This window comes from Mesorhizobium sp. P171375 (assembly GCF_057786075.1).
Genome location: NZ_JBYNWF010000001.1, coordinates 6,518,397 through 6,543,436, shown reverse-complemented (window position 1 = coordinate 6,543,436; position 25,040 = coordinate 6,518,397). Strand labels below are relative to the sequence as shown.

At 63.8% G+C, this 25,040-nt stretch carries 26 protein-coding genes and 1 tRNA gene; 13 read left to right on the top strand and 14 right to left on the bottom strand.

The features are described from left to right. Positions 1 to 200: 200 nt before the first annotated feature. Together ACYHH6_RS31860 and ACYHH6_RS31855 are read right to left on the bottom strand one after the other, a co-directional pair. Positions 201 to 863, bottom strand: a complete 663-nt coding sequence (locus ACYHH6_RS31860; protein ID WP_352586198.1) for a DUF6998 domain-containing protein — start codon at positions 861 to 863, stop codon at positions 201 to 203. A gap of 134 nt (positions 864 to 997) precedes the next feature. After that, positions 998 to 1,087 (bottom strand) — tRNA-Ser (locus tag ACYHH6_RS31855). A gap of 360 nt (positions 1,088 to 1,447) precedes the next feature. Here ACYHH6_RS31855 and ACYHH6_RS31850 point away from each other — a divergent pair. The 3 genes from ACYHH6_RS31850 to ACYHH6_RS31840 all read left to right on the top strand — a co-directional run bounded on the left by ACYHH6_RS31850 (position 1,448) and on the right by ACYHH6_RS31840 (position 3,863). After that, complete coding sequence (locus ACYHH6_RS31850; RefSeq protein ID WP_352586199.1) at positions 1,448 to 2,200, top strand: hypothetical protein; 753 nt, start codon at positions 1,448 to 1,450, stop codon at positions 2,198 to 2,200. 117 nt (positions 2,201 to 2,317) lie between these two features. Beyond that, entirely contained in the window at positions 2,318 to 2,641 is a 324-nt protein-coding gene (locus ACYHH6_RS31845) for a hypothetical protein (protein ID WP_352586200.1), read from the top strand. A gap of 232 nt (positions 2,642 to 2,873) precedes the next feature. Beyond that, positions 2,874 to 3,863, top strand: coding sequence for a BMP family lipoprotein (locus ACYHH6_RS31840; RefSeq protein WP_352586201.1), 990 nt, complete (start codon positions 2,874 to 2,876; stop codon positions 3,861 to 3,863). A gap of 193 nt (positions 3,864 to 4,056) precedes the next feature. On the opposite strand, the gene ACYHH6_RS31835 is transcribed toward ACYHH6_RS31840, so the two are convergent. Beyond that, on the bottom strand, positions 4,057 to 4,476 hold the full coding sequence (locus ACYHH6_RS31835) for a hypothetical protein (protein WP_352586202.1): 420 nt from the start codon (positions 4,474 to 4,476) through the stop codon (positions 4,057 to 4,059). Positions 4,477 to 4,489: 13 nt separating this feature from the next. Next, positions 4,490 to 4,699 carry a SlyX family protein gene (locus tag ACYHH6_RS31830; RefSeq protein ID WP_142866097.1) on the bottom strand — a complete coding sequence of 70 codons (210 nt, stop codon included), beginning with the start codon at positions 4,697 to 4,699 and terminating at the stop codon, positions 4,490 to 4,492. A gap of 215 nt (positions 4,700 to 4,914) precedes the next feature. Between ACYHH6_RS31830 and ACYHH6_RS31825 the strand changes: the two genes are divergently transcribed. The 6 genes from ACYHH6_RS31825 (at position 4,915) to deoA (ending at position 11,216) form a co-directional block, all read left to right on the top strand. After that, positions 4,915 to 6,447 carry an ABC transporter ATP-binding protein gene (locus tag ACYHH6_RS31825; protein ID WP_352559571.1) on the top strand — a complete coding sequence of 511 codons (1,533 nt, stop codon included), beginning with the start codon at positions 4,915 to 4,917 and terminating at the stop codon, positions 6,445 to 6,447. Then, positions 6,444 to 7,583: an ABC transporter permease gene (locus ACYHH6_RS31820; protein WP_112559200.1), complete on the top strand. Its 1,140-nt coding sequence runs from the start codon at positions 6,444 to 6,446 to the stop codon at positions 7,581 to 7,583. The genes ACYHH6_RS31825 and ACYHH6_RS31820 overlap by 4 nt, the downstream gene beginning before the upstream one ends. A 1-nt stretch (position 7,584) precedes the next feature. Then, positions 7,585 to 8,556 carry an ABC transporter permease gene (locus ACYHH6_RS31815; protein WP_023671125.1) on the top strand — a complete coding sequence of 324 codons (972 nt, stop codon included), beginning with the start codon at positions 7,585 to 7,587 and terminating at the stop codon, positions 8,554 to 8,556. A 114-nt stretch (positions 8,557 to 8,670) separates the two neighbouring features. Next, positions 8,671 to 9,063, top strand: coding sequence for a cytidine deaminase (cdd, locus tag ACYHH6_RS31810; RefSeq protein WP_352586203.1), 393 nt, complete (start codon positions 8,671 to 8,673; stop codon positions 9,061 to 9,063). A 12-nt stretch (positions 9,064 to 9,075) separates the two neighbouring features. Then, a complete protein-coding gene (locus ACYHH6_RS31805; RefSeq protein ID WP_352586204.1) occupies positions 9,076 to 9,897 on the top strand; it encodes a purine-nucleoside phosphorylase in 822 nt (273 codons plus the stop codon). Then, complete coding sequence (deoA, locus tag ACYHH6_RS31800; RefSeq protein ID WP_352586205.1) at positions 9,897 to 11,216, top strand: thymidine phosphorylase; 1,320 nt, start codon at positions 9,897 to 9,899, stop codon at positions 11,214 to 11,216. Before ACYHH6_RS31805 ends, deoA begins: the two co-directional genes overlap by 1 nt. A 9-nt stretch (positions 11,217 to 11,225) precedes the next feature. Here the strand turns inward: deoA and ACYHH6_RS31795 are convergent, their stop codons facing one another. From ACYHH6_RS31795 to ACYHH6_RS31785, 3 genes are all read right to left on the bottom strand, one after another. After that, positions 11,226 to 11,789 (bottom strand): TIGR02281 family clan AA aspartic protease, encoded by a 564-nt coding sequence (locus ACYHH6_RS31795; protein ID WP_352586206.1) that lies wholly within the window; start codon positions 11,787 to 11,789, stop codon positions 11,226 to 11,228. A gap of 129 nt (positions 11,790 to 11,918) precedes the next feature. Continuing rightward, entirely contained in the window at positions 11,919 to 12,548 is a 630-nt protein-coding gene (gene upp / locus ACYHH6_RS31790; protein WP_095084682.1) for a uracil phosphoribosyltransferase, read from the bottom strand. Between the two features lie 100 nt (positions 12,549 to 12,648). Next, entirely contained in the window at positions 12,649 to 13,623 is a 975-nt protein-coding gene (locus tag ACYHH6_RS31785) for an adenosine deaminase (RefSeq protein WP_352586207.1), read from the bottom strand. 134 nt (positions 13,624 to 13,757) lie between these two features. Here ACYHH6_RS31785 and ubiE point away from each other — a divergent pair, with 134 nt between their 5' ends. The 3 genes from ubiE (at position 13,758) to coaBC (ending at position 17,720) form a co-directional block, all read left to right on the top strand. Beyond that, positions 13,758 to 14,534 (top strand): bifunctional demethylmenaquinone methyltransferase/2-methoxy-6-polyprenyl-1,4-benzoquinol methylase UbiE, encoded by a 777-nt coding sequence (ubiE, locus tag ACYHH6_RS31780; RefSeq protein ID WP_192259058.1) that lies wholly within the window; start codon positions 13,758 to 13,760, stop codon positions 14,532 to 14,534. A gap of 58 nt (positions 14,535 to 14,592) precedes the next feature. After that, positions 14,593 to 16,167: a 2-polyprenylphenol 6-hydroxylase gene (ubiB, locus tag ACYHH6_RS31775; protein WP_352586208.1), complete on the top strand. Its 1,575-nt coding sequence runs from the start codon at positions 14,593 to 14,595 to the stop codon at positions 16,165 to 16,167. 80 nt (positions 16,168 to 16,247) lie between these two features. Continuing rightward, the gene (gene coaBC, locus ACYHH6_RS31770) at positions 16,248 to 17,720 is read left to right on the top strand and encodes a bifunctional phosphopantothenoylcysteine decarboxylase/phosphopantothenate--cysteine ligase CoaBC (RefSeq protein WP_352586209.1); all 1,473 of its coding nucleotides are present in this window, start codon (positions 16,248 to 16,250) and stop codon (positions 17,718 to 17,720) included. 23 nt (positions 17,721 to 17,743) lie between these two features. Here coaBC and ACYHH6_RS31765 read toward each other — a convergent pair whose 3' ends face one another. Further along, a complete protein-coding gene (locus ACYHH6_RS31765; protein ID WP_352586210.1) occupies positions 17,744 to 19,075 on the bottom strand; it encodes an aspartate aminotransferase family protein in 1,332 nt (443 codons plus the stop codon). 98 nt (positions 19,076 to 19,173) lie between these two features. Between ACYHH6_RS31765 and ACYHH6_RS31760 the strand changes: the two genes are divergently transcribed. Next, the gene (locus tag ACYHH6_RS31760) at positions 19,174 to 20,019 is read left to right on the top strand and encodes a LysR family transcriptional regulator (protein ID WP_352586211.1); all 846 of its coding nucleotides are present in this window, start codon (positions 19,174 to 19,176) and stop codon (positions 20,017 to 20,019) included. A gap of 46 nt (positions 20,020 to 20,065) precedes the next feature. Here the strand turns inward: ACYHH6_RS31760 and ACYHH6_RS31755 are convergent, their stop codons facing one another. The 6 genes from ACYHH6_RS31755 to rpsU form a co-directional block, all read right to left on the bottom strand. Then, positions 20,066 to 21,502, bottom strand: a complete 1,437-nt coding sequence (locus tag ACYHH6_RS31755; RefSeq protein ID WP_352586212.1) for an MFS transporter — start codon at positions 21,500 to 21,502, stop codon at positions 20,066 to 20,068. Between the two features lie 153 nt (positions 21,503 to 21,655). Next, positions 21,656 to 22,135 carry a DUF992 domain-containing protein gene (locus ACYHH6_RS31750; protein ID WP_352586213.1) on the bottom strand — a complete coding sequence of 160 codons (480 nt, stop codon included), beginning with the start codon at positions 22,133 to 22,135 and terminating at the stop codon, positions 21,656 to 21,658. A gap of 90 nt (positions 22,136 to 22,225) precedes the next feature. Next, positions 22,226 to 22,699: a DUF992 domain-containing protein gene (locus tag ACYHH6_RS31745; RefSeq protein WP_112559213.1), complete on the bottom strand. Its 474-nt coding sequence runs from the start codon at positions 22,697 to 22,699 to the stop codon at positions 22,226 to 22,228. Positions 22,700 to 22,840: 141 nt separating this feature from the next. Beyond that, complete coding sequence (locus tag ACYHH6_RS31740) at positions 22,841 to 23,500, bottom strand: DUF4274 domain-containing protein (protein ID WP_352586214.1); 660 nt, start codon at positions 23,498 to 23,500, stop codon at positions 22,841 to 22,843. Between the two features lie 65 nt (positions 23,501 to 23,565). Then, the gene (locus ACYHH6_RS31735; protein ID WP_352586215.1) at positions 23,566 to 24,420 is read right to left on the bottom strand and encodes a tetratricopeptide repeat protein; all 855 of its coding nucleotides are present in this window, start codon (positions 24,418 to 24,420) and stop codon (positions 23,566 to 23,568) included. Between the two features lie 210 nt (positions 24,421 to 24,630). After that, complete coding sequence (rpsU, locus tag ACYHH6_RS31730) at positions 24,631 to 24,909, bottom strand: 30S ribosomal protein S21 (protein WP_023671138.1); 279 nt, start codon at positions 24,907 to 24,909, stop codon at positions 24,631 to 24,633. Positions 24,910 to 25,040 lie beyond the last annotated feature (131 nt).

Genomic DNA, 25,040 nt, shown 5'->3' with positions numbered 1-25,040 from the left:
CAAATAACAAAGCCGCTGGCTATTTCCTAGAAGGAACGCACTATTGACTGCTCTCTCGATTAGCGGCCATGCCGATGCATGATGGGATCATGGTGCAGTCGCGATATGGGGGAGACTGCAAGGGTGGCGATGATGGAGTTGGCGAGACGCCTTTCAGGCCAAGAAATTCCGGTAGTCATCAAGTGACATGGTCACAGCGCTTAGGTGCGTGCCGCGAGCATCCGCAAGATACCTGCACCGATCTGCCTAGTGTTCTTTTGTTCGCCGCGATCATTGAGAATATCGAAGCCGATCTCGCTTGCGATTTTACGCAGCAAAGGCTTTGCGGGTTCAATTTTCGTTTCGCCTTCGAAAACTAGGATCGTTCCGTTCTCATATTGCTTGATCGTATAGGGCCCGTAGGCGGAAGAATCGACAACCGCTAGATGCTCCACAGGCTGTGCAAATCTGCGCTGTGTCCCGACTGAGAAGACAAGCCGTTCGTTGAGTTTGCTAGTACGCGCTTCGGCTGCGGTGCAATCCAACAAGGTCTCGACCGAAACGCCGTTGTCATCCCCTACGTTAATCCGCAAGATGACGACCCGGTCTACGTGCTCGAACGTGTTGGGATTGAAGGAAACGCTCGTGCTCGAAGTGATCGTCTTCACCGAAATTCGTTCATTGTCTGCGCTTACGACATCATAGCCGCGCTGGTTGACTTCAAGAGCCATCTGGCCACGTGTCAGTACGCAGGTGAACAACTCGCCAATGCGGCCTGTTAGATGCCCAAGGTTTGCAGGGTCGACTCCCCAAGACAGCTCACGCTCAAACCACGTTAAGGCTTCCGCCAGAGATTGGATGGTCTGAATTTGTGTCAGGGCCATACTTTTACAAATCCACGTTGGGAAACGGAAATGCGATGGTAGCCTTTGTTGGGGTACCGGGGTGGGGCACCGGGTCCTCAGGGAATCAAAGAAAATCTGTTTATAATCAGTTTCTTATCGGCAAGCTTGTGGAATGGCGGAGAGAGCGGGATTCGAACCCGCGTTACGGTCTCCCGTAAACACACTTTCCAGGCGTGCGCCTTCAACCACTCGGCCACCTCTCCGTCCTTGCATTCGCGCCGGCCGGTTGTGCCGCGCGGGTTGGGGGGATGCATCCCTTTGGGAAGTGCGGGGGAGACCCGCGCTGCGGGCGCCGCCAACCAGCGGATGCCCTTCCCGGCGCCCGTCAATCAAACAGGCGCGGGGCTCATCTAGTCGATCCGGCGCCGAATGCCAAGCCATAACGGCAGTCTATTCGCTTTGCCGGCCATGCATCGTTTCGCGGGCCGCCAACGCCACCGCCTCAGGGGCGCTTCGGTATCCGAATGGTGTGCACAGGCAAGGCGGCAGGGCCGGCCGTGCTTGACTTCGCCCCCGGCCACCTGTCGAGTGAGTCGGAGGCTTTGCGGGGGCAACGTCGGGACATGACATCGAGCAATGAACAGCCGGCCAGCGGGACGCTGGCCGGAGGCGTGCAAGGCAGTGGCGTGCCGGGCGGGTTGCCGCCCGGGCGTTCGGACCTGTCCTTCATCCCGGTGGTCTGGCTGGCCTTCGTCATGGCGTGGTCGGCCTATGGCCTGGTTTCGGCCTGGTGGCTGGTCGGTAATTCCGGCCTGCCGGACACGGTCTTCTATTTCGTCCTTGGCGCGCTGGCCTTCGACATCATCACCATCCTGTGGGGGCTCTATCTGCTCGGCCTCGCCTTCGGCCGTTCGGCGCCCTTCCCGCGCCATTTCACCTTCTGGCAGATCGCCGTTATCGTCTTTCTGCTGGCAAGGCAGGCCTATGTGCTGGCTGTGCCGGAATTCGTGTTCTCCGCCAGAAGTCTGGCCATCACTGCCGCCGAAATCGGCATCGGCCTGTTCTGCATCTACCTGCTGCGCCGCGACGCGGGACCCGCGGCTGTCTATGCCAGGCCGGCAGCGCAGGCGCCGTCGGTCTTCGTTTCGATCGTCGCCGCGCTGCTCGGCATCATCCTCGGCGCGGTCGTCGGCGCCGTCGCCGGCTTCGGGCTGGGTGCTGTCATCGCCGAAGTCACCGACATCAGCTGTTTTGGGGGCGGCTGCGGCTATTTCGCCGTGTTCATCGGCCTTGCCGGGCTGGTGGTCGGCGCCATCGGCGGCGGTATCCTCGGCGTCTGGCTCGTGCATCGGCGCAGCCGAAAGGCGACCATATAGGCGGATGGAGGGCTTCAAATTCGCGTAGGCCGATTGCGCGCCGAGCCTACGCATTCTATTCCTCGTCTTGACCGGATGGTCCTCGGGAGGAGCTTGAGGACCGGAGGAAAGATCTCGATGTTGCGTTTTCTGTTTCGCCTTGCGGCCATGGTCGCACTTTCGGTCGCCGTCATCATGGCGGTGCTTGACGCGACGCGCTCGGTGGCGGCCTCCGCGCTGGTCATGACGCCGCTCAATTCGAGCTGGCTGGCGGTGTCGCCCGACACCCGCGCGGCTTTCGAGACCTTCGTGCGCGCCAAGGCGAGCCCGATCATATGGGATGGCGGCATCGCCTGGGTGCTTGCCCAGCCCGGCTTTGCCGTGTTCGCGGTCGCTGCCTTGCTGCTCCACGCGATCGGCTACCGGCGCCGGCGGCGAGGCGGAGAATTCGCGCCGGGCTGACGGGTTGTTCCGGCGGGCAGGCGACGACAAAGCGGCAACCGTCCACGGTTGTTCACCGCCTTGGGCATGCTTTTCCAAAAGGTCAAAATTCCGCGTGAATTTTGTTTCGGGCCGTGCCAGATTGCCCGGAGCGGGAGGGGAGTACGCTCCTGGCTGATGTCGCATGCCTGCCGGAGAACCGGGCAGGCGGGCGGCGCGTAACGGAAAAAATAACCGACAGGGTGTGGATCACATGAAACGTATCGTTCTCGGCCTCCTGGCCGCAACCGCAATGGTTCTTCCGGCTTTCGCCGCGGATGTCCAGCCGGCCATCCTCTACGATCTCGGCGGCAAGTTCGACAAATCCTTCAACGAGGCTGCCTATCACGGCGCCGAAAAGTTCAAGACGGAAACCGGCAACGCCTATGTCGAGTTCGAAGTGTCCAACGCCTCGCAGCGCGAGCAGGCGCTGCGCCGCTTCGCCGAGGACGGCCGCAATCCGATCGTCATGGCCGGCTTTGCCTGGGAAGATGCGCTGAAGGTTGTCGCGAAGGAATATCCTGATCTCAACTTCGCCATCATCGACGATGCCGTCGATCTGCCCAATGTCCGCTCGCTTGTCTTCAAGGAAAATGAAGGCTCCTATCTCGTCGGCATCATGGCGGCGATGGCCTCGAAGACGAAGAAGGTCTCCTTCATCGGCGGCATGGACATTCCGCTGATCCGCAAGTTCGAATGCGGCTATGTCGGCGGCGCCAAGTCGGCAGGTGCTACCGACGTCATCCAGAACATGACCGGCGACACGCCGGCGGCGTGGAACGATCCGGCCAAGGGCGGCGAGATCGCCAAGACGCAGATCGACCAGGGCTCCGACGTGGTCTATGCCGCGGCCGGCGGCACCGGCGTCGGCGTGCTGCAAGCGGCGGCGGATGCCGGCAAGCTCGGCATCGGCGTCGATTCCAACCAGAACGGCCTGCAGCCCGGCAAGGTGCTGACCTCGATGCTGAAGCGCGTCGACGTGGCCGTCTACACCGCCTTCATGGACGGCAAGAACGGCACCTTCAAAGGCGGCCTGCAAAATCTCGGCCTCAAGGAAGGCGGTGTCGACTACGCCATGGACGACAACAACAAGGCGCTGGTCACCGACGAGATGAAGGCGGCGGTCGAAAAGGCCAAGGCCGACATCATCGCCGGCAAGATCGAGGTGCATGACTACACCGCCGACAACGCCTGCCCGTATTGATAGGCAAGGACTAAGGTTTGGAACCGCCGGGTGAAAGCCCGGCGGTTTTGTTTTGGGGGGTCGTTGAAGATTGGCGAAGGTCTCGGCGACATCCGATCTCCCCCCTTGCGGGGGAGATCGGCAGTTCCGGCGTCGCGGGCTCGGCGAAGGCGAGACGGAGTGGGGGTGCGCCTTATGCGACTTGCTCCGCCGTTCAAGGCAGAAGCACACCGCCCGCCGACAACAAGCCCACGAGATAACCCAGCGCAAACACCACGATCAGCGCGATGGCGATGACGGCGCCGCGCCGGCCGCCGAGCGAATGCACACCCACGCCATACGGGCTGCGTTCCAGCTTGCTGATCACCGGCGCCGGCTTAACCTCGTCGTGGCCGACCACACGCATTTGCGGCATTTCGGCGATGCGTTGCGAGATCAGCCGCCAGCGGTCGCTGCCACCCGACGGCGGCCCCGTGCGGTCGAAGACATGCATGCGCTCGGCCAGCCGCATCACCGTGTCGCGGAAGGCGGGGTCGATCTCCAGGTCGCGCTCGGCGCGTTCCCGGTCGCGGTCGTTCATCAGGCCAAGCACATAGTCGCCGGCACGCGCAACGGGATCGCTCTCACTGGCCATCGGCTTCTCCTTGCTACCAGTGCGGTGGTTTGGTTATCGGCACATCCGGCGCCGACTGTTCTTCAAGCGCCATGAAGCGCTCGGTCAGGGCATCGAGCTTGCGCTGCATGCGCTCGATCACCTGCCACTGCTCGGCGATCTGGCCGGACAGTTCTTCAATGGTCTTTTCCTGCTCGGTGGTGCGGATTTCCAGCGTCGTCAGCCGGTCGGCAGGCATGATCATTCGAAATTCCCCAGGTCTCGGTGCACGCAGTTACAAAGTGATGCGACTATTGAGCCTTGTATATTAGTGAATGTGAAGGTCTCCGGCCACGTTCGAAATTGACAATCGCATCGGGATTTGTCGAGAGTGGTCGCTGCGCCGCCAATTGGCACAGACGGGGCATCATGCTAGGCGTTTTGACCAAGCGATAAAAAAATAAGAGTGGGACAGGCTGCATGGCGCAAGCCGCAATCGAACTGATCGGCATCAACAAGAGTTTTGGCGCCGTTCGCGCCAATCGCGACATCAATCTGGAGATCGCGCGCGGCACCATCCACGGCATTGTCGGCGAGAACGGCGCCGGCAAGTCGACGCTGATGTCGATCCTCTATGGCTTCTACCAGGCTGACAGTGGCGAGATCCGAGTCGGCGGCAAGCCGGCGTCGATCAAGACCTCCAATGACGCCATCGCGCTCGGCATCGGCATGGTGCACCAGCACTTCATGCTGGTCGACAATTTCACCGTGCTGGAAAACATCATCCTCGGCGCCGAAAGCGATGCGCTGTTGAAAAAGAGCATTGCCAAGGCGCGCTCCGAACTGGAGCGCCTCGAGCGCGAATACGGGCTGGAAGTCGATCCCGATGCCATCATCGAGGAACTGCCGGTCGGCCTGCAGCAGCGCGTCGAAATCCTGAAAGCGCTTTATCGAGGCGCCGAAATCCTGATCCTCGACGAGCCGACGGGCGTGTTGACGCCGGCCGAGGCCGACCACCTCTTTCGCATCCTCAAGCAATTGAAGGAACAGGGAAAGACGGTGGTGCTGATCACCCACAAGCTGCGCGAGATCATGGCCATCACCGACAATGTCTCGGTCATGCGCCAGGGCACGATGGTGGCGACGCGCGAAACAGCCAAGACGACGGTGGGCGAACTGGCCGAACTGATGGTCGGGCGGCGCGTGCTGCTACGCGTCGAAAAGGGCGAAGCGGAAGCCGGCGCCGTCAAGCTCGCGGTCAAGAACCTGACGGTGAAGGATTCCCGTGGCGTCACCATGGTCGACGACATCTCCTTCGATATCCGCGCCGGCGAGATCGTCGGCATTGCCGGTGTCGCCGGCAACGGCCAGTCCGAACTGCTGGAGGCGATTTCCGGCATCAGGCGCGCGGTTTCCGGCTCGGTCATGCTCGACGGCAAGCCGATCGACCTGACCGGGGCCGCCGATCCCGGCGAGTTGCGCGACCGCGGCCTCGCCCATGTGCCGGAGGACCGCCACCATGTTGGGCTGGTGCTGGCCTTCGAGGAGAACGAGAATTCGATCCTCGGCTACCACGACGACCCGCGCTATCTCAAAGGGCCGTTCCTCAACATCGATGCGATCATGGCCGACGCCAAGGACAAGATCGAGAAATACGACATTCGTCCCGGCAACCCACGCCTGAAGACGGCGAATTTCTCCGGCGGCAACCAGCAAAAGATCGTGCTGGCGCGGGAAATGGAACAAGACCCGGGTGTTCTCATCGTCGGCCAGCCGACGCGCGGGGTCGATGTCGGCGCCATCGAATTCATCCACAAGCGGCTGATCGCCATGCGCGACCAGGGCAAGGCGGTGCTGGTGGTGTCGGTGGAACTCGACGAGATCCGTTCGCTGTCCGACCGCATCCTGGTGATGTTTGCCGGCCGCATCGTCGGCGAACGCGGCCCGGAGGCGACCGAAGGCGAGCTTGGCCTCTTGATGGCGGGTGTCGAGCGCCAGGAGGCGGCAGAATGAGCACGCCTTACGCCAAATTGCCCGCCTGGGCCGATTATGGGCTGATCCCGCTGATCAATCTGTCGGTGGCCTTCATCGTTGCCGGTTTCGTCGTCATGCTGGTCGGCGAGAACCCGTTCCGCGCTGCTGTCATCCTGGTCGAAGGCGCCTTCGGCAAGGGAACCGGCATCGCCTTCACGCTGTTTTACGCCACCACCTTCATCTTCACCGGCCTGTCGGTGGCGGTGGCCGCGCATTGCGGCCTGTTCAACATCGGCACCGAGGGCCAGGCCTATATTGCCGGCCTCGGCGTAGGCGTGGTCTGTCTCGCCTTCGACAGTGTGTTGCCGTGGTGGCTGACCTTCCCGTTGGCGATCGCCGCCGGGGCCGCGGTCGGCGCGCTGTGGGCGCTGATCCCGGCCTATCTGCAGGCCAAGCGCGGTTCGCATATCGTCATCACCACCATCATGTTCAATTTCATCGCTGCCTCGATCATGGTCTATCTCCTGGTCGGGCCGTTGAAGCCGGCTGCCTCGCAGGCGCCGCAGACGCGCAACTTCCTCGCCGGCGCAGAACTGCCCAAGCTCAACTGGATCATCGAACTGTTCGGCGCCAAGATCCGCTCGGCGCCGTTCAACATCTGCTTCCTGCTGGCGCTGGTGATGGCCTTCCTGGTCTGGCTGCTGATCTGGCGCACCAAGCTCGGTTATGAGATGCGCACCTATGGCCACAGCCCGAAGGCGGCGCGCTATGCCGGCATTTCGGAGACGCGCATCATCCTCATCGCGATGATGATCTCGGGCGCGTTGGCCGGCATGATGACGCTGAACCCGGTGATGGGCGACCAGCACAATGTGGCGATCGATTTCGTCTCCGGCGCGGGTTTCGTCGGCATCGCCGTGGCGCTGATGGGGCGGCTGCATCCGGTCGGCATCGTGCTGGCGGCGATCCTGTTCGGCATGCTCTATCAGGGTGGCGCCGAACTTGCCTTCGAGATGCCTGCAATTTCCCGCGACATGATCGTCATCATCCAGGGTCTCGTCATCCTGTTTGCCGGTGCGCTGGAGCACATGTTCCGGCCCTATGTCCAGGCGCTGTTCGCTTCGTTCAGTCCAAGGTCGGTCGGCATTGAAGCGGTCAAAGGGAAGGGCGCCTGAGATGGATGTGTTCATCGCCATCGTGCAGATACTCGACTCGACCATCCGCTTGTCGGTGCCGCTGCTGCTCGCCTGCCTCGCCGGCCTCTATTCGGAACGCGCAGGGGTTTTCGACATCGGGCTGGAAGGCAAGATGCTGGTCGGCGCCTTTGCCGGTGCGGCCGCAGCTTCGGTCTTCCATTCGGCCTTCCTCGGTCTCGGCATGGCGATCGTGATGTCGGTCGCCTTCGCCCTGGTGCACGGCTTCGCCTCGATCACCCACCGCGGCAACCAGATCGTCTCCGGCGTGGCGATCAACTTCGTCGCCGCTGGGTCGACCATCATTCTGGGCCAGGCCTGGTTCCAGCAAGGCGGGAGAACGCCGGCGCTGCAGCCGGGCGAGCGCTTCGAGGCCATCACTCTGCCTGGCGCGGCCGCCATCCACGACGTGCCGATCATCGGACCGATCTATTCCGAGCTTCTGTCCGGCCATTCGATCCTGGTCTATCTCGCTTTCGCCATGGTGCCGTTCACCTGGTGGGTGCTGTTTCGCACCCGCTTCGGCCTCAGGCTGCGCGCCGTCGGCGAGAACCCGGCCGCCGTCGACACCGCCGGTATCTCGGTCGCCTGGCTGCGCTACCGGGCGCTGATCTGCACCGGTATCCTCACTGGAATCGCCGGCGCCTATCTGTCGATGGTGCAGAATGGCGGCTTCGTGAAGGACATGACCGCGGGCAAGGGCTACATCGCGCTGGCGGCGCTGATCTTTGCCAAATGGCGGCCGGTCAACGCCATGTTCGCCTGCCTTCTGTTCGGCTTCCTCGACGCGGCGGCGATCCGCCTGCAGGGCTCGCCGCTGCCGCTCATCGGCAAGGTGCCGGTGCAGTTCATGCAGGCGCTGCCCTATGTGCTGACCGTGATCCTGCTGGCCGGCTTCATCGGCAAGGCGATCCCGCCACGCGCCGGCGGCGTACCCTATGTCAAGGAACGTTGATCCGGGCAGGCTAGTCTGGGACCGCTGAGCCGAACACGCGGCTCGGTGCTTGAAAGGCGCGAGGAAAACGCAAAGCGCCGGGTTTTGACCATGATCGTCGGAGAGAACACCTGAATGTCGCATGATCTGTTCGAAGCCGCGCTAGATGCCATGGCCAAGGCCTACGCGCCCTATTCGAAGTTTCCGGTGGGTGCGGCGTTGCGCACCGAGGACGGCCGTGTCTTCACCGGCGCCAACATCGAGGTCGCGTCCTATCCGGAAGGCTGGTGCGCCGAGACCACGGCGCTCGGCCACTACATCATGGGCGGCGGCGGCAAGATCGTGGAGATCGCCGTCATCGCCTCGCGCATGGCGAAGTGCACGCCCTGCGGCGGCTGCCGGCAGAGGCTGGCGGAGTTCTGCCGGCCGGACACCAAACTCTACCTCTGCGACAATGGCGGCGTGGTCGAGACCGTGACCATGGGGGAGATGCTGCCCTACGGATTTCGCGGTGATATTTTGAAATGAAGATTGGCTGACATGAAAGAAGCTCTGGACCATCTCGTTGAAAGGCTGGACGGGTTGGCGCCCACCACCGCCATGGTGCTGGGGTCGGGCCTTGGCGGGCTTGTCGACCAGGTCGAAAATGCCGTGCGCGTTTCCTATGCCGACCTGCCGGGTTTCCCCCGCAGCGGCGTTACCGGCCATGCCGGCGAGGTGGTGGCGGGGCTGTTTGCCGGCACGCCGGTGCTGATGCTGTCGGGGCGCGCCCACTATTACGAGCACGGCGTTGCCGCGGCGATGCGGCCGGCGCTGGAGGTGCTTGCCGGCATCGGCATCACCAAGCTGATCCTGACCAATGCGGCCGGTTCGGTCGATCCCGACATGCCGCCAGGATCGGTGATGCTGATCACCGACCATATCAATTTCTCCGGTTCCAACCCGCTAATCGGCGAGCCGAGCGACCGCCGCTTCGTCGGCCTGACCGAGGCCTATGACGCCGGGCTGCGTGCGGCGCTCGAACGGGCGGCGAAGGCCACCGGGACCAGGCTGCACCAGGGCGTCTATATGTGGTTTTCCGGCCCGTGCTTCGAGACGCCGGCCGAAATCCGCATGGCCCGCATCATGGGCGCCAATGCGGTGGGCATGTCGACCGTGCCGGAGGTTATCCTCGCCCGCTTCCTCGGCCTGCGCGTTGCCGCCTGTTCGGTGATCACCAACCTTGCCGCCGGGATGACCGGGGCGGAGCTGTCGCACCAGGAGACCAAGGACATGGCGCCGGTCGGCGGCGCGCGGCTGGCGACGATCCTTGCGCATGTGTTCCAGGACGGGTTGCCGGAGCCGAAGGGCGACGACGCCTGATGCTTCCGCAGGAAATCATCCGCCGCAAGCGCGACGGCCAGAAACTGTCGGCGCAGGAGATAGCGGCCTTCGTCGCCGGCGTGACCTCGGGCAGCGTCTCGGACGGCCAGGTCGGCGCCTTTGCCATGGCGGTGTTCTTCAACGGCATGAGTCGCGACGAAGCGGTGGCGTTGACATTGTCGATGCGCGATTCCGGCGACGTCCTAGACTGGTCGGACCTGCCGGGTCCGGTCACCGACAAGCATTCGACCGGCGGCGTCGGCGACAATGTCTCGTTGATGCTGGCGCCGATCGTCGCCGCCTGCGGCGCCTATGTGCCGATGATCTCCGGCAGGGGGCTCGGCCATACCGGCGGCACGTTGGACAAGATGGACGCCATTCCCGGCTATGTCACCCAGCCGGACGTGGCGCGCTTTCGCAAGACGGTGCTGGAGACCGGCTGCGCCATCATCGGTCAGACCGCTGATCTGGCGCCCGCCGATCGCCGGCTCTACGCGATCCGCGATGTGACGGGGACGGTGGAATCGGTGCCGTTGATCACCGCCTCGATCCTGTCGAAGAAGCTGGCGGCCGGCCTGGGTTCGCTGGTGCTGGACGTCAAGGTCGGTAACGGCGCCTTCATGGAGAAGTCGCGCGATGCGACGGCACTGGCCAACAGCCTGGTCGAGGTCGCCAATAGCGTCGGCCTGAAGGCCTCGGCGCTGGTCACCGGCATGAACGAGCCGCTGGCGTCGGCGGCCGGCAATGCCGTCGAGGTGCGCAACGCCGTCGACTTCCTGACCGGGCGGTTCCGCGACAAGCGGCTGGAGGATGTGACGCTGGCGCTTGCCGCAGAGATGCTGCAGTCGACGGGACTGGTGTCATCCCAGCAAGATGGTCTCAGGCGCGCCGCCGAAACGCTGGCCGGTGGCCGCGCGGCGGCCATTTTCGCGCGCATGGTGGCCGCCCTTGGCGGTCCCGCCGATTTCGTCGAGAAGCCGGAGAAATACCTGCCCAAAGCGGCGGTGGAGTTTACGGTCAAGGCAACCGAAAACGGCTTTGTCACCGGGATTGCCACCCGCGACATCGGCCTTGCCGTAGTCGGGCTCGGCGGCGGGCGGACGCGGCCGGACGACAGGATCGATCATGCGGTGGGTATCACCAGGCTGCTGCCGATCGGCGCCGAGGTGCGATCCGGCGATGCGCTGGCGCTGGTCCATGCCCGCACGGATGCGGAAGCCGCGGCCGCCGCAGCCGCTGTGCTTTCGGCCTACACGATCGGGGCTTCGAAGCCGGCCGCCGACAAGACCGTCATCCGCCGGGTGCTGGCGCGCGGCTAGTGGAAAGCGCTACTGCACGAGCAGCAAGGTGCCGTTTTCGACCTGGTATTTTGCCAGCCGCTGCAAAAAGCTCATGCCGATCAGGTTGGTGTGCAGCGCCCTGTCGTCGAGCACCACCGCCTGGATGTTGTCGACGCTGATCTTGCCGATCTGCAGGCGGTCGATGTTGACCACGGCTGCCCTGATCGCGCCGTTGGCGGTGTTGACCTGATGGCTGAAATCCGACGGGCTGAGCGAGATGCCGATGCGGCGCGCCGTCGAAGTGTTGATGGCGACCAGCGTGGCGCCGGTGTCGATCATGCCGTCGACCTGGCGGCCGTTGAGCTTGAAGGCGGAGGTGAAATGGCCGCGCTCGTCAGCCGCCACAGTGACCTTGCGGCCGGTGGGCAGCGGTGCGGCCGGTTTGTCGGGAACCGAGGCGAGGTTCAGCTCGGGCTGCGGTTGCGCGGCCGGCTTGCTGGCGACGGTCGACTTCAGCAGGCCGTCGAGCATTTGCGGGTTCGACTGGTAGACGATCGGAATCGACGCCGATGTTCCGGCAAACACGCCCAGAATGAGAAGCTTGCGCAGCATGGATGGACCTTCGTGAAGGGCCATTCTTGTCCGCACATGGTGTTTGCCGCTTTAACGCCGGCCCGAAACTGAGGCTTTGCGTAAACGGGCGGTAAACGAGGCTGCGTCGGCTGGCTTGGCCAGCCGCCGTCATTTGGTCCCGTACATGCGGTCGCCGGCATCGCCGAGGCCGGGCATGATGTAGCCCTTCTCGTTGAGCTGGCGGTCGATCGAGGCGGTGAACACCGGAACATCCGGATGCGCCTTGGTGAAGCGCTCGATGCCTTCGGGTGCAGCCAAAAGGCAAAGGAAGCGGATATTGGTGGCGCCGCGCCCTTTCAGCTTGTCGATGGCCGCGATCGCCGAATTGGCGGTCGCCAGCATCGGGTCGACGACGATCACCAGCCGGTCGGCGAGATCGCTCGGGGCCTTGAAGAAATATTCCACCGCCTCCAGCGTCTCGTGGTCGCGGTAGAGGCCGATATGGGCGACGCGCGCCGCCGGCACCAGGTCGAGCAGGCCTTCAAGCAAGCCGTTGCCAGCGCGCAGCACCGAGGCGAAGACCAGCTTCTTGCCCTCCAGCGTCGGCGCTTCCATGGTCTCGATCGGCGTCTCGATGGTGGTCGTCGTCAGTTCGAGGTTGCGGGTGACCTCGTAGCCGAGCAGCAACGAAATCTCGCGCAGCAGCCGCCGGAAGCCGGCTGTCGACGTCTCCTTCTTGCGCATGATGGTCAGCTTGTGCTGGACAAGCGGGTGGTCGACGACGGTGACGCCCTGCATGGGTTACTCCTGAAATTTTCGCTGCTTGCAACAACCCTAGCGACAATGCGCCGGCCAAGGAACCGCCTGGCGGCGCCGGCCACAGCTTTGTCGCGGGAAATCAGCGCGCGACGGCGTTCAGCCGCGCAAGAAGCGCTGTCTTGGTCTTCCTGTCGACGAAAGCCGCCTCGATCGCCGTTTTGGTGACGGCGGTCAGCGCCTTTTCGTTCATGGCAAAATGTTCGGCGGCAATGTCGTATTCGCGCTTCAGCGAGGTCCAGAAATAGGGCGGGTCGTCGGAGTTCAGCGTCACCTTGCAGCCCGCTGCCTGCAAAGCGGGGAAGGGATGATCGGCGAAACTGTCGTAGACCTTGAGGGCGATGTTGGAGCCGGGGCAGCATTCGAGCACGATGCCCTCATCGGCGATGCGACGCACCAGGTCGGGGTTTTCGATGGCCCGCACGCCATGGCCGATGCGCGAGGGGCGGATGTGGTCGAGTGCGGACTGCACTGTCTCCCATCCCGTCAGTTCGCCGGCGTGGATGGTGATGCCGAGGCCGGCTTCGCGGGCGATCTCGAAGGCGCGGACATAATCCTCCATCTCGCCGATACGCTCGTCGCCGGCGATGCCGAAGCCGGTGACCAGCGGGTTGCCGCAGCGCGCGGCGAAGCGCGCCGCCTGCTCGATCGATTCGACGCCGACATGACGCACGCCGGTGACGATCATGCGGCCCTCTATGCCGGTCTTGGCTTTGGCGCGCAGCATGCCTTCGCCGAGCGCGTCGGTATAGGCCTTGGGTGACAGGCCGGCCCTGACGGCATGGTCGGGCGAGGTGAAGACTTCGGAATAGATGGCGCCGTCGCGGGCAAGGCTGGTCAGATAATGGTCGGCGAGGCGCGCATAATCCTCCTCGGTGCGGAACAAATCGGAGGAAAAATCGTAAGCCGCGAGGAATGTGGTGAAGTCGTGCCAGACGAACGAGCCGTTCTGGATATAGGGAGAAGTGTCCTTGCCATATTTCTGCGCCTGGCGAATGACGAGTTCGGGCGCCGCTGCCCCTTCAATATGGCAGTGCAATTCTGCTTTCAAAGGCATTCAAATATCCCGTCGGTCAGTCCAGGTCTTGAAAACCCGCCACCTGGAAGCGCGGCTGAACACCGCGCCTTAAACAATAGCGCCCGCACCATCGATCGGCTATGGTCCCGCCGGTTTTATGACGGATCAAAATAATGTCAGTTGAGAGAACCACGGCCGCGGGCGGCATGGAAACCTCCTATGGTTTCAAGAGCGTAGGGCCAGGCGACAAGCAGCCTTTGGTCAACGAGGTTTTCCACAAGGTGGCGAACCGCTACGACCTGATGAACGACCTGATGTCGGCCGGACTGCACCGGCTGTGGAAGGACGCCATGGTGACATGGCTCAATCCGCCGAAACGTCCCGGCTGGAAAGTGCTCGACGTGGCCGGCGGCACCGGCGACATCGCCTTCCGCATCGTCGACGCCAGCCACGGCAATGCGCATGCCACGGTGCTCGACATCAATGGCTCGATGCTCAGCGTCGGCCGCGACCGGGCCGAGAAGAAGGGGCTCTCCGGAAGCACCGATTTCGTCGAGGCCAATGCCGAGGAACTGCCTTTTGCAGACGCTACCTTCGACGCCTACACCATCGCTTTCGGCATCCGAAACGTGCCGCGCATCGATGTCGCGCTCAGCGAGGCATTCCGCGTGCTGAAGCCCGGCGGGCGGTTCCTGTGCCTGGAATTTTCCGAGGTCGAGATGCCGCTGCTCGACAAGGTCTACGAAGCCTGGTCGTTCAACGCCATCCCGCAGATCGGCAAGATGGTGACCGGCGACGGCGAGCCCTATTCCTATCTGGTCGAATCGATCCGCAAATTTCCCAACCAGCAGAACTTTGCTTCGATGATCACCCGGGCCGGCTTCGAGCGGGTATCGTTCCGCAACTATTCCGGCGGAATTGCCGCGCTGCATTCGGGCTGGAAGCTTTGAGGCAGGACAGTTTGCAGCAGGCCAATTTGCAGCAGGTCAACTTGCAGCAGGTTTGGGCATGAGCAGCGTCGGCGCCGCCTTTCGGCTCGCACGGGCCGGCTGGGTGCTGGTCCGCGAGGGCGTGATCGCAGCACTTCCGGGTGACGAGCTCAGCGGCCTGCCGAAATTCGGCTGGAGCATGGCGCGGCTGTTCACCCGCCGTCGCGCGCTTGCCTATGAGCGCAGCGACCGGCTGGCCAAGGCGGTGGTCCGGCTTGGGCCCTCCTACGTCAAGCTAGGTCAGTTCCTGGCGACGCGGCCCGATGTCGTCGGCAACGACATGGCGCTCGACCTCGCCATGCTGCAGGACAAGATGCACACCTTCCCGCAGGCGGAAGCTGTGGCGGCTATCGAGGGCTCGCTCGGGCGCAAGATCGGCGAGCTCTATACCGAGTTCGGCGATCCCGTCGCGGCGGCCTCCATCGCCCAGGTTCATCCTGCGCAAGCCATCCACGATGGCGTTGATACCAAGGTGGCGGTGAAAGTGATCCGGCCGGGCGTGCGCCGCCGCTTCTTCCAGGACCTCGAAAGCTATTTCCTCGCCGCCCGCCTGCAGGAGAAATACATCCCGTCATCGCGCCGGCTGCGGCCGGTCGAGGTGACCGAGACGCTGGCGCAGACCACCAAGGTCGAGATGGATCTTCGGCTCGAGGCGGCTGCGCTTTCGGAGCTCGGCGAAAACACCAAGGATGATCCCGGTTTTCGCGTGCCGTCGGTCGACTGGGAACGCACCGGCCGCGACGTGCTGACCATGGAGTGGGTCGACGGCGTCAAAATGAACGACGTGGCTGGTCTCGTGGCGGTCGGTCACGATCTCAAGGCGATCGCCACCAACCTGATCCAGTCGTTCCTGCGCCACACGTTGCGCGACGGCTTCTTCCATGCCGACATGCATCCGGGCAATCTGTTCGTCGAGGCCAACGGCGATATCGTCGCCGTCGATCTCGGCATTGCCGGGCGACTCGGCAAGAAGGAGCGCCGCTTCCTCGCCGAAATCCTCTACGGCTTCATCACCCGCGACTATCTGCGCGTGGCCGAAGTCCATTTCGAGGCCGGTTATGTGCCGCGCCAGCACAATGTCGCGGCCTTCGCCCAGGCGATCCGCGCCATTGGCGAGCCGATCCATGGCCAGCCGGCCGAGACCATCTCGATGGCCAAGCTTCTGACGCTGCTGTTCGAGGTCACCGAACTGTTCGACATGGCGACGCGGCCGGAACTGATCCTGCTGCAGAAGACCATGGTGGTGGTCGAAGGTGTGGCGCGCACGCTCGATCCGGCCTTCAACATGTGGAAGACGTCCGAGCCGGTGGTCGGCCAGTGGATCGCCGGCAATCTTGGCCCCAGCGGACTTTTGATGGATGCGCGCGACAGCGCCAAGGCGCTGCTGGCGCTGGCGCGCCAAGCACCCGACCTCGCCGCCCGCACCGAGCGGCTGTCACGCGAGATCGATCTGATGGCCGAACATGGGTTGCGCTTCGACGAGGCGACATCGCGCGCCATCGGCAAGGCCGAAGCCCGCTACACCCGCTCAGGCCGGCTGGCGCTGTGGGTGATCGCGCTGACGCTGGTTTATATTGCCTGGAAGCTGCTCTAGCCGTTTGCCGGGAACGGCTTGTCTCAAAATGATTGCATTGCTATCGTTGCATCCGGCGATTTCGAGCAGAGTGCAATCATATGGCCAGCATCACCATTCGCAACCTTGACGACGAGGTCAAGGATCTGCTGCGCCGGCTTGCGGCGGAGAACGATCGCTCGATGGAAGAGCAGGCGCGGGTGATGATCCGCGCCGCGGTCGAGGGACAGCTTGGCCCCTCTGGCCGCATCGATCGGATCGAAGAGACGCTGCGCGAACTGGCTGTTGCACGCAGCCCGGCAGCACCGGTCGTTGCTGTGGCGAGCAAGACTCTGTCGAGGGGCAGCCTCTCCGGCAAGCGCATCCTGCTGATCATCGGCGGCGGTATCGCCGCCTACAAGGCGCTCGACCTGATCCGCCGGCTGCGGGAGCGCGGTGCGTCGGTGCGCGTGGTGATGACATCGGCCGCGCAGGAGTTCGTCACCACGCTTTCGGTCGGCGCGGTTTCGGCCGACCATGTCTTTACCGAATTGTTCGATCGCAATGACGAGCACGATGTCGGCCATATCAGGCTGTCGCGCGAGGCCGACCTTCTGGTGGTGGCGCCGGCCACCGCCGACCTGATGGCCAAGCTCGCCAACGGCCATGCCAACGACCTCGCCTCCACCGTGCTACTCGCCACCGACAAGAAGGTTTTGCTGGCGCCGGCGATGAACCCGAAAATGTGGTCACATGCCGCGACGCGCCGCAACCGGGCGACCCTCGCCAAGGACGGCATCGCCTTTGTCGGCCCGGCCAAGGGCGAGATGGCCGAAAGCAACGAGGCCGGCGAGGGCCGCATGGCCGAGCCGCTGGAGATTGTCGCGGCGATCGAGGCACTGCTGGAGACTAGGCCGAAGCCGCTGGCCGGCCGCCGGATCATTGTTACTTCGGGACCGACGCATGAGCCGATCGACCCGGTGCGCTACATCGCCAACCGCTCGTCGGGCAAGCAGGGCCATGCGATTGCCGGGGCGCTGGCAAAGCTGGGTGCTGACGTGCAACTGGTCTCCGGTCCTGTGAGCATTGCCGATCCGGCCGGCGTTGCGACGACGCATGTCGAGACCGCAGCCGAGATGAAAGCGGCGGTCGAACAACTACTGCCGGCGGACGCCGCTGTGTTCGTGGCGGCGGTCGCCGACTGGCGTACCGCCGGTACGGCTGGCGAGAAGATCAAGAAGGTGGCAGGTGAGGGGCCACCGGCGCTGCAGATGGTCGAAAACCCCGACATTCTTGCCGGCGTTGGTCATCACAAGCAGCGTCCGGGACTGGTCGTCGGCTTCGCCGCCGAGACGCAGGACCTGATCGCCAATGCCGAGGCCAAGCTGAAGAAGAAGGGCGCCGATTTCATCGTCGCCAACGACGTCTCGCATGAAAGCGGCGTCGGTCCCACCGGCGTCATGGGCGGCGATCGCAACAGGGTGCGCATCGTCTCCAAATCCGGCGTCGAGGAATGGCCGGAAATGGGCAAGGACGAAGTGGCGGCGCGGCTCGCCGCGCTCATCGCCGAAAGGCTGAAGACCATCGTGGTCTGAGCGGCTGCTCTGGCCGCCGATACTCACTCGGCGGCGATGCCTGGTGCACTTGCGCCCGCGGCGAGCGCGGCTTCGACCGACTCCGCAATGATCCGCAGGCCGAGATCCAGTTCCTGCTCAGAGATGGTCAGCGGCGGGGCGATGCGGAAGACGCCGCCCATGCCCGGGAGCTTGACGATGTTCATGCTGAGCCCGCGCCGGAACGCTTCCGCCGCAATGGCGGCGCCAAGCTGGTGGTCGGGCTGCTTGCCGTCCTTGACGATCTCGACGCCGAGAAGAAGCCCGCGCCCGCGCACGTCGCCGACGCATTCATAGCGCTGCTTCAGACGCGACAGCCCGTCGAACAATTTCGCGCCCATATGCCGGGCGCGGTCGACCAGCCGCTCCTCCTCCACCACATCGAGCACGGCGAGGCCGACCGCCGCCGGCAGCGGGTCGGAGACATGCGTGGTGTAGAACAGGAAGCCTTTCTCGTGCGCGGCGTCTTCGATGTCGGCTGTCGTCATCACGGCCGACAGCGGCAGGCCGGCGCCGATGGTCTTGGACAGGGTAAGAATATCTGGGGTGACGCCGTCCCTCTGGAAAGCGAACATGTCGCCGGTGCGGCCAATACCGGTCTGCGCCTCATCCAGGATCAGCAGCATGCCGCGCTCGCCGCATTTCTGTTTGAGTGCCGCCAGATAGCCGCGCGGCAATTCCAATATGCCGCCGCTCGACAGGATCGGCTCGGCGACGAACGCTGCCAGGCTCCCCGTCGACTGGCTGTCGACGAGGTCGAAGGCATCGTCGAGTTCGGTGCGCCAGTCGAGCGAGCCGTCGGCATTCCTGAAGCGCGGCCGAAAGCTGTTAGGGGCAGGGATGGCCAGCGACCCGACCGTGGCCGGACCGTAGCCCTTGCGGCCGGCGCTGTAGGTCGCCGATGCCGCAGCCCCGGTCATGCCATGCCAGCTCTTGGAGAAGGCGACGACCTCGTGCCTGCCGGTCACCAGCTTGGCCATGCGGATCGCGGCTTCATTCGATTCTGCACCCGTCGAAAGCAGCATGACCCGGTCGAGTCCTGGCGCCAGTGCCGCAAGGCGTTCGGCAAGCTCGACCACCGGTCGCGACAGCATGCCGCTGAAGAGATGCGCGACCTCCGCGACTTGGCGGGTCACCGTCGAAACGATCCTGGGGTGAGAATGGCCGAGCAGCGCGCTCATCTGACCGGAGGTGAAGTCGAGGATCGGCCTGTCGTCGGCATCGTAGACGAACGAGCCGCCGGCGCGCTCGATGATGGCGGGTTCGAAGCTGCCGCCATAGCGTATCAAATGCTTCTGCGCCGCCGCCCAGAATTCCCGATCCGCATTTTTCGACATGCCGCAGCTCCATAAAACCATTGAGGAGGAAAAAATAGCCGATGGCGCGGGTGCAGTAAAATTGATAGTAGTCGGATTCCGATATCAATGGAATTGATATGCAGGTTCCACTCGATCTCAAGCTGCTGACGACCTTCGTGCGTGCGGCGCATTCGGGAACGCTGAGCGCGGTGGCCATACAGGTCGGGCGCACCCAGTCGGCCGTGACCATGCAGATACAACGGCTCGAGGAGGCACTGGGCCAAAACCTGTTTCATCGCAGCGGCAGCGGCGTGCGGCTGACCGGCAGCGGCGAGCGGTTCCTCGCCTATGCCGAGCGCATCCTCAAAATCCATGATGAAGCGATCTCGGCGCTGTCCGATAAGGGCCTGCACGGCTCGATCATTTTCGGCAGCCCCGAGGATTATCTCAGCGCCTTCTTTCCCGCCCTCCTAAAGAGTTTTGGGACGATGTATCCCGATGTCGAGATCAAGGTCGTCTCGGCACCGACCGTCGAATTGCGGACGCTGCTCAACGCACGCCAGATCGATCTGGCACTGGTTTCGAATGCGCATGATGCACAAGGCGTCGTGCGCACGGAACGGCTGGTCTGGGTCGGCAGCAAGCCGACCCTGGATCTCTATGAGTTCGGCGACACCGTGCCGCTGGCACTGTCGGCGTCGAACGCTGTCGACCACAGAGCGGCGTGCGAGGCCATGGCCCGCGCCGGACTGCGCTACAAAATCGCCTACGCCAGCAACAGCCTTGCCGGGTTGATCGCGGTGGCGCGGTCGGGTCTCGCCATCAGCGTGATGGCACAGGAGGCGGTGCCATCCGACCTGCATATTCTGCCGCTGCCGCCACTGCCGCGCCTTGGCATTCTGATCGCCTTTGCCGACACCGAGCGGTCGCCTGCGGTGGAGGCGTTTGCCAATCACATCCGCAGCGTTCTTCCGTCGCTTTGACAGGCTGGCCGGTCGGGAGGCAACCGGCCAATTCCCGGCCGTGGCCTCAGCCTGCCGCCAGTTGCGGCCGGCTTGCCGTCAAAGCCATTCTCAATGCCGCCAGGCAGCCGACAATGCCGAGCGGCACGAAGGCGAGGAACAGCCAGCCGGCGACGCTGGCCGCCGCATCGCGGTTCAGCCCTGCGGAGAAGCCGCTGGCATTGGCGATGATGCCGGCCACGGCAGCACCGACGGCGTAGCCGATGCGCTGCATGGTCGGCACGGCGGCCGAGGCAATCGTCTGCTCGCCATCGCGAGCCGAGGCGACGATGATCCGCGTCAGGAACGGCCAGGTGACGCCGAAGCCACCGCCTTGCAGCAGGGCGCAGACCAGGATCAGCGGGATCGACCCCGACGGGATCGAGTAAGCGAAACCGGCGAGGCCGGATGCAATCATCAGCGCGCCGATGACGATGATTTGCCGTTCGCGCTCCAGCGGCGCATTGGCGACGGCAATCGACAGGATCGACCAGGCGATCGATTCGGCGGCGATGATGTAACCGGTGGTCAGGATCGGGATGCCGTGCAGCGTGGTCAGCAGCAGTGGCCCGTAGATCGAGAAGGAGACCGTCGCCACCGAAAAGGCGGCGACCACGGTCATGCCGCTGCCGACCGGCGAGCGCCACGAAAACAGCTGTGAAGGGAACAGCCGCGAGCGCGGCTTCATGGCGTCGACGAATACGAACAGCGCCAGGCCGGCGAGGCCGAGGATGAGCAGCAGCGAGGAGCGCAGCAGGGCGACGTCGACGCCGGCGGTGGCGATCAGCACGACGGCGATGGCGAGACAGCCAAGTGCTGCATAGGGGAAGGGTGGCGAGGTGCCGGCGGCGGCTTGCGGCTTTGTCGCTTCCGGCGTGTTCAGCACGATGAAACTCGCCAGCGCCATGGCGATGCCGCCGAGCACGAAGACGCCGAAGGCCCAGCGCCAGGACAACAGCTCGACCATGATGGCGCCGAGCATCGGGCCGCTGAAGGCGGCAACGCCCCAAATCGCCGACATGATGCCGAACAGCTGCGGCCAAATCCTACGGTCGAACAGCCGCTCGACCGAGACGAAGGCCAGCGACACCAGCGCGCCGCCGCCGAGACCCTCGACCAGGCGGCCGGCGAGAAACACCGGCATGGACGGTGCGGTGGCGCAGATCAGCGCGCCGGCGGCATAGAGCAAAGCGGCGACCGTGACGTTGGAACGCAGCGCGACATAGCTGACCATGCGCCCCGCGGCAGCACCGGCGACGATGGCGCCCAGTTCGTAGACCGCCAGCGACCAGCCGACGAACTGAACGCCGGCGAGGTCGCCGACCATGGCCGGCATGACGGTTGCCACCATCGTCTCGTTGGTGGCGTGCAGCAGGATGCCGAGGCTGATGAAGCAGAAGCGCGCGAGGTCGCCGCTTGCCCACAAGGCCCGCCAGTCGACTTTGTTGCTGGGGATGTCAGTCATTCTTTTTACCCTGCCTTTGCATATCTCGATGCCGGCGCGTTGCACCAGAAGCCAGTGTGGCTTTCCGGCCGGGCCATGCGTGCTGTTTCAGTCAGGGCAGGCTTGTAAAACCTCAACCGAGGTTGAGTTCAAGCGGCTTTTTCGCCAGTGCGATCAGTTCTCGGTGCTGCGCAGCTGGAACTGGCTGACGCCGATGGCGATGTTGATGCCGGTCTGGGTCTGCAGGCTGAGCGGCTGCAAGGTGAAGGCCTGCGAGGAGCCGCCGACCAGGAGGTTGGCCCCGGCGCCGACCGCCGCCGTGACCTCGGCGCTGGCGCCGACATAGTCGCCGGCCAGCGCGCCCGGCGCATAGATGTTCTTCAGCGGCGTCAGCACCAGCCACTGCATGACGGCCTGCTTGGTGGTGCCGATGTCGAGCCCGTATTTGTTGACGGCGCCGAAATAGGCTTCCGGCGAAAAGCTCTTGTCGGCCGGGGTGAAGGTGCAGCTCAGATCCTTGCTGGAGCCGAAGATGAAGCCGGTGCCGCCGCCTATGGCGCAATCGAGCACGCCGAGTTCTATGCCCTGGTCCTGCGCTTGAGCCTGTTCTGCCCAGGCAATGGCGATGATGGCGGCGGCGATGGTCTTCAGCACGGCGGTTCCCCCCAAAAAGCATACGGCGCGAAACAGTATCCTGTTCCGCGCCGCACGTAGAGGGATCAGTCGATCCTTATTTGCCGATACTTACTTGAACGAGTGGATCAGTTCCAGCGAGGTCACCGCAACCGCCACGTTGACGCCGGTCTGCGCCTGAACGCTGAGCGGCTCCAGCACAAAGGCGCCGTCCAGCCCGCCGACCAGCAGATTGGCGCCGCCGCCGGTCACCACGCTCGCCTCGGCGTTGACGCCGTAATAATGGCCGGCAAGGTCGCCCCCGTCATGGCTGCGGGTGGCGGCCAGAACAGCCCACACCAGCTGGCCCTGATGCGTCTGGCCGAGATCGACGCCGAGCTTGGAGATCATCCCCGTGTATTTCTCGGACGGCCCATGGTGGTAGGGGCGGAAGGTGCAGTCGACGCCCTTGTTCGACGTGACGACGTAACCGACGCCACCGTCGATGGTGCAATCGAGCGTGCCGAGTTGAAGCTTGCCGGCGCTGGCGGGAACGGCAAACAGCGTCGTGGCGAGCGCTGCGGCGCAGCCGAGTTTCTTGATCATGGGTCAGTCCTTTCGAAAAATTGCCTTCAACAACGGTTGAACGGCCCGGAGCGTTCCGCTGAAAACTTGGCGCGATCAAGGCAAGGGTTAACGCTTTGCCCCTCGGTGGTTAAGATTGAGTGATGGCGTGTCGGCCAGAGCTCAGTGGCGCCACAGGCGCCCGAGCGCCGACCAGGCCTTGTCCAGCGGGCCTGGGTCCGGCAAATCGACCAGCACCGTGCCGTGGAAATCCTCGGGATAGCGCCGGTAGAAGTCGATGTCGTTGACGGGCCGCCGTCCGCGAAGGGCGCGGCGCATATCCGGATGCGGCTTCAGCGGCGAGTGGGTCAACTGCTCCGCCTTCTCGACCAGCTCTTCAAAATCCTGCTCTATGAAATCATCCACGTCGAACGCGATCTTCGACCTGACATAGCCATTGGCGTTGATGCGCTGGGCAATGACCTTCAGCATCTGCCACACCGGGGCGTCGCTGTCGTCCGTCCCGCCGTTTTCCGCGGCCAGGATGAGGTAATAGGCCGGCTGCCCCAGCCAGAACATGGTCAACGCGGTGGCCTTGTCGCATTGCGGCTGGCGCGCGAGCCAGAACAGTGGGTCGATGTCCCCATCCCAGTTGAAGTCGAGGACGGCCCGATGCCAATCGTCGGGCGAGGCAGTCTCAAGCCAGGCGATCTGTCGCTTGATCAGGAGTTCGTTGTCATCCATCGCGGTGCCGTTCCGATGTCGCGGTCGCTTCTCCGGCTTCCATTCTGGCACGCAAAGATTGCGATTTTGCTGCGCGGGCCGCTTTGCGGCGACCTGCACAGGGAAAGGAACACTGTTGAATAAAACGTTGCGGGCGACGACTCGCGCGGCGAACCGGCTGGGTATCAGCCGGCGGCGGCGGTGGCGGTGCGCGACAGGCCGTCCTTGGCCGGCTGGTAGGTCGGGTCGAGGTGAACCGCTTCGCGGTAGGCCTTCGATGCCTTGACCTTGTCGCCGCGGCGCTCATAGATCAGCGCCTGATTGGACCAGGCCTCGGCGTTCTTGCCGTCGAGCTTGATGGCCATGTTGAAGTCGGAGAAAGCGTTGTCCTCGTCATTCATGGCGAGATAGGACAGGCCGCGGCCGTTATAGGGTTCGGCGGCATCGGGCGCCAGCGAGATGGCGGTCGAGAAATCCTCGATGGCAAATTTGTGCTGGCCCTGGCTCTGATAGATCAGGCCGCGATTGTGGTAGGCGCGGGCATCGGTGGTGTCGAGCTGGATCGCCTTCTGGAAATCGTTGAAGGCCTGCTGGGTCTGGCCGGCCTTGCGGTAGAGGTTGCCGCGGCCGATATAGGCGGCGTCGTAGTTCGAATTGATCTGGATCGAGCGGTTGTAGTCGGCAAGGGCGGCGGACTGGTTGCCGAGGAAGCGCTGGATCAGCGCCCGGTTCGAATAGGCCTGGTAGAAATTCGGGTTGAGCTGGATGGCGGTGTCGAAGTCCTTCAGCGCCGCCTGGTACTGGCCGCCACGGCCATAGGCCGAGCCGCGCACATTGTAGCCTTCCGGATCCTGCGGATTGCGCTGGATCACCGCCGACAGCGAGGAGATGTTCTCGGTCGAGCCTTGCGCCTTGTCGATGTTGTTGAACTCGCCGGTCGGGACGCTCTGGCAGCTGGCAAGCACCAGGCCGGAGAGCAAGGCTGCCGTCAGGGCGAAACCGCGCATTGTGGTTCTGCGCTCTACGCTGGTTGCGTTCATGTCTGCCCTGTCCTCACTTCAGTCGCGTCGCTCAGTCCAGGTCCCCCCTCCGGGCCGGGTCCACAGATTGTCGTAACAAAATCTAGAGCGTCGTTTGCGCGTTCAAGGGAACGCCCTCTAACAAAAAGGCGGCGCTCTAAACAAAAAGGTGGCGGCGATTCCGCATCGCGCCACCTCAAATTATCCTTCGAAAAGGACGAAAAATTGGCGTTAGAACCGCGGCGGGCGCGGAGCACCACCAGGACCACCGGCGGCGCCGGCAGCAACCGGGCGCGGCGTCATCGGCAGCAGGCCTTCGCGCTGAGCGCGCTTGCGGGCCAGCTTGCGGGCGCGGCGAACGGCTTCAGCCTTTTCACGGGCGCGCTTCTCGGAAGGCTTCTCGTAGTGGCCGCGCATCTTCATTTCGCGGAAAATGCCTTCGCGCTGCATCTTCTTCTTGAGAGCGCGAAGCGCCTGATCAACGTTATTGTCGCGGACGAGTACCTGCACGGGCAATCCTGTCTTTCGGGTTTGATATCAACAGGCAAGCGGCCATAGCCACATGCCTCCGCAGCGATTTACACCACGAATTGTGGCGGCTGATAGCAGAATCAGGCCGCGCTGTCCACACTCGAAATGAA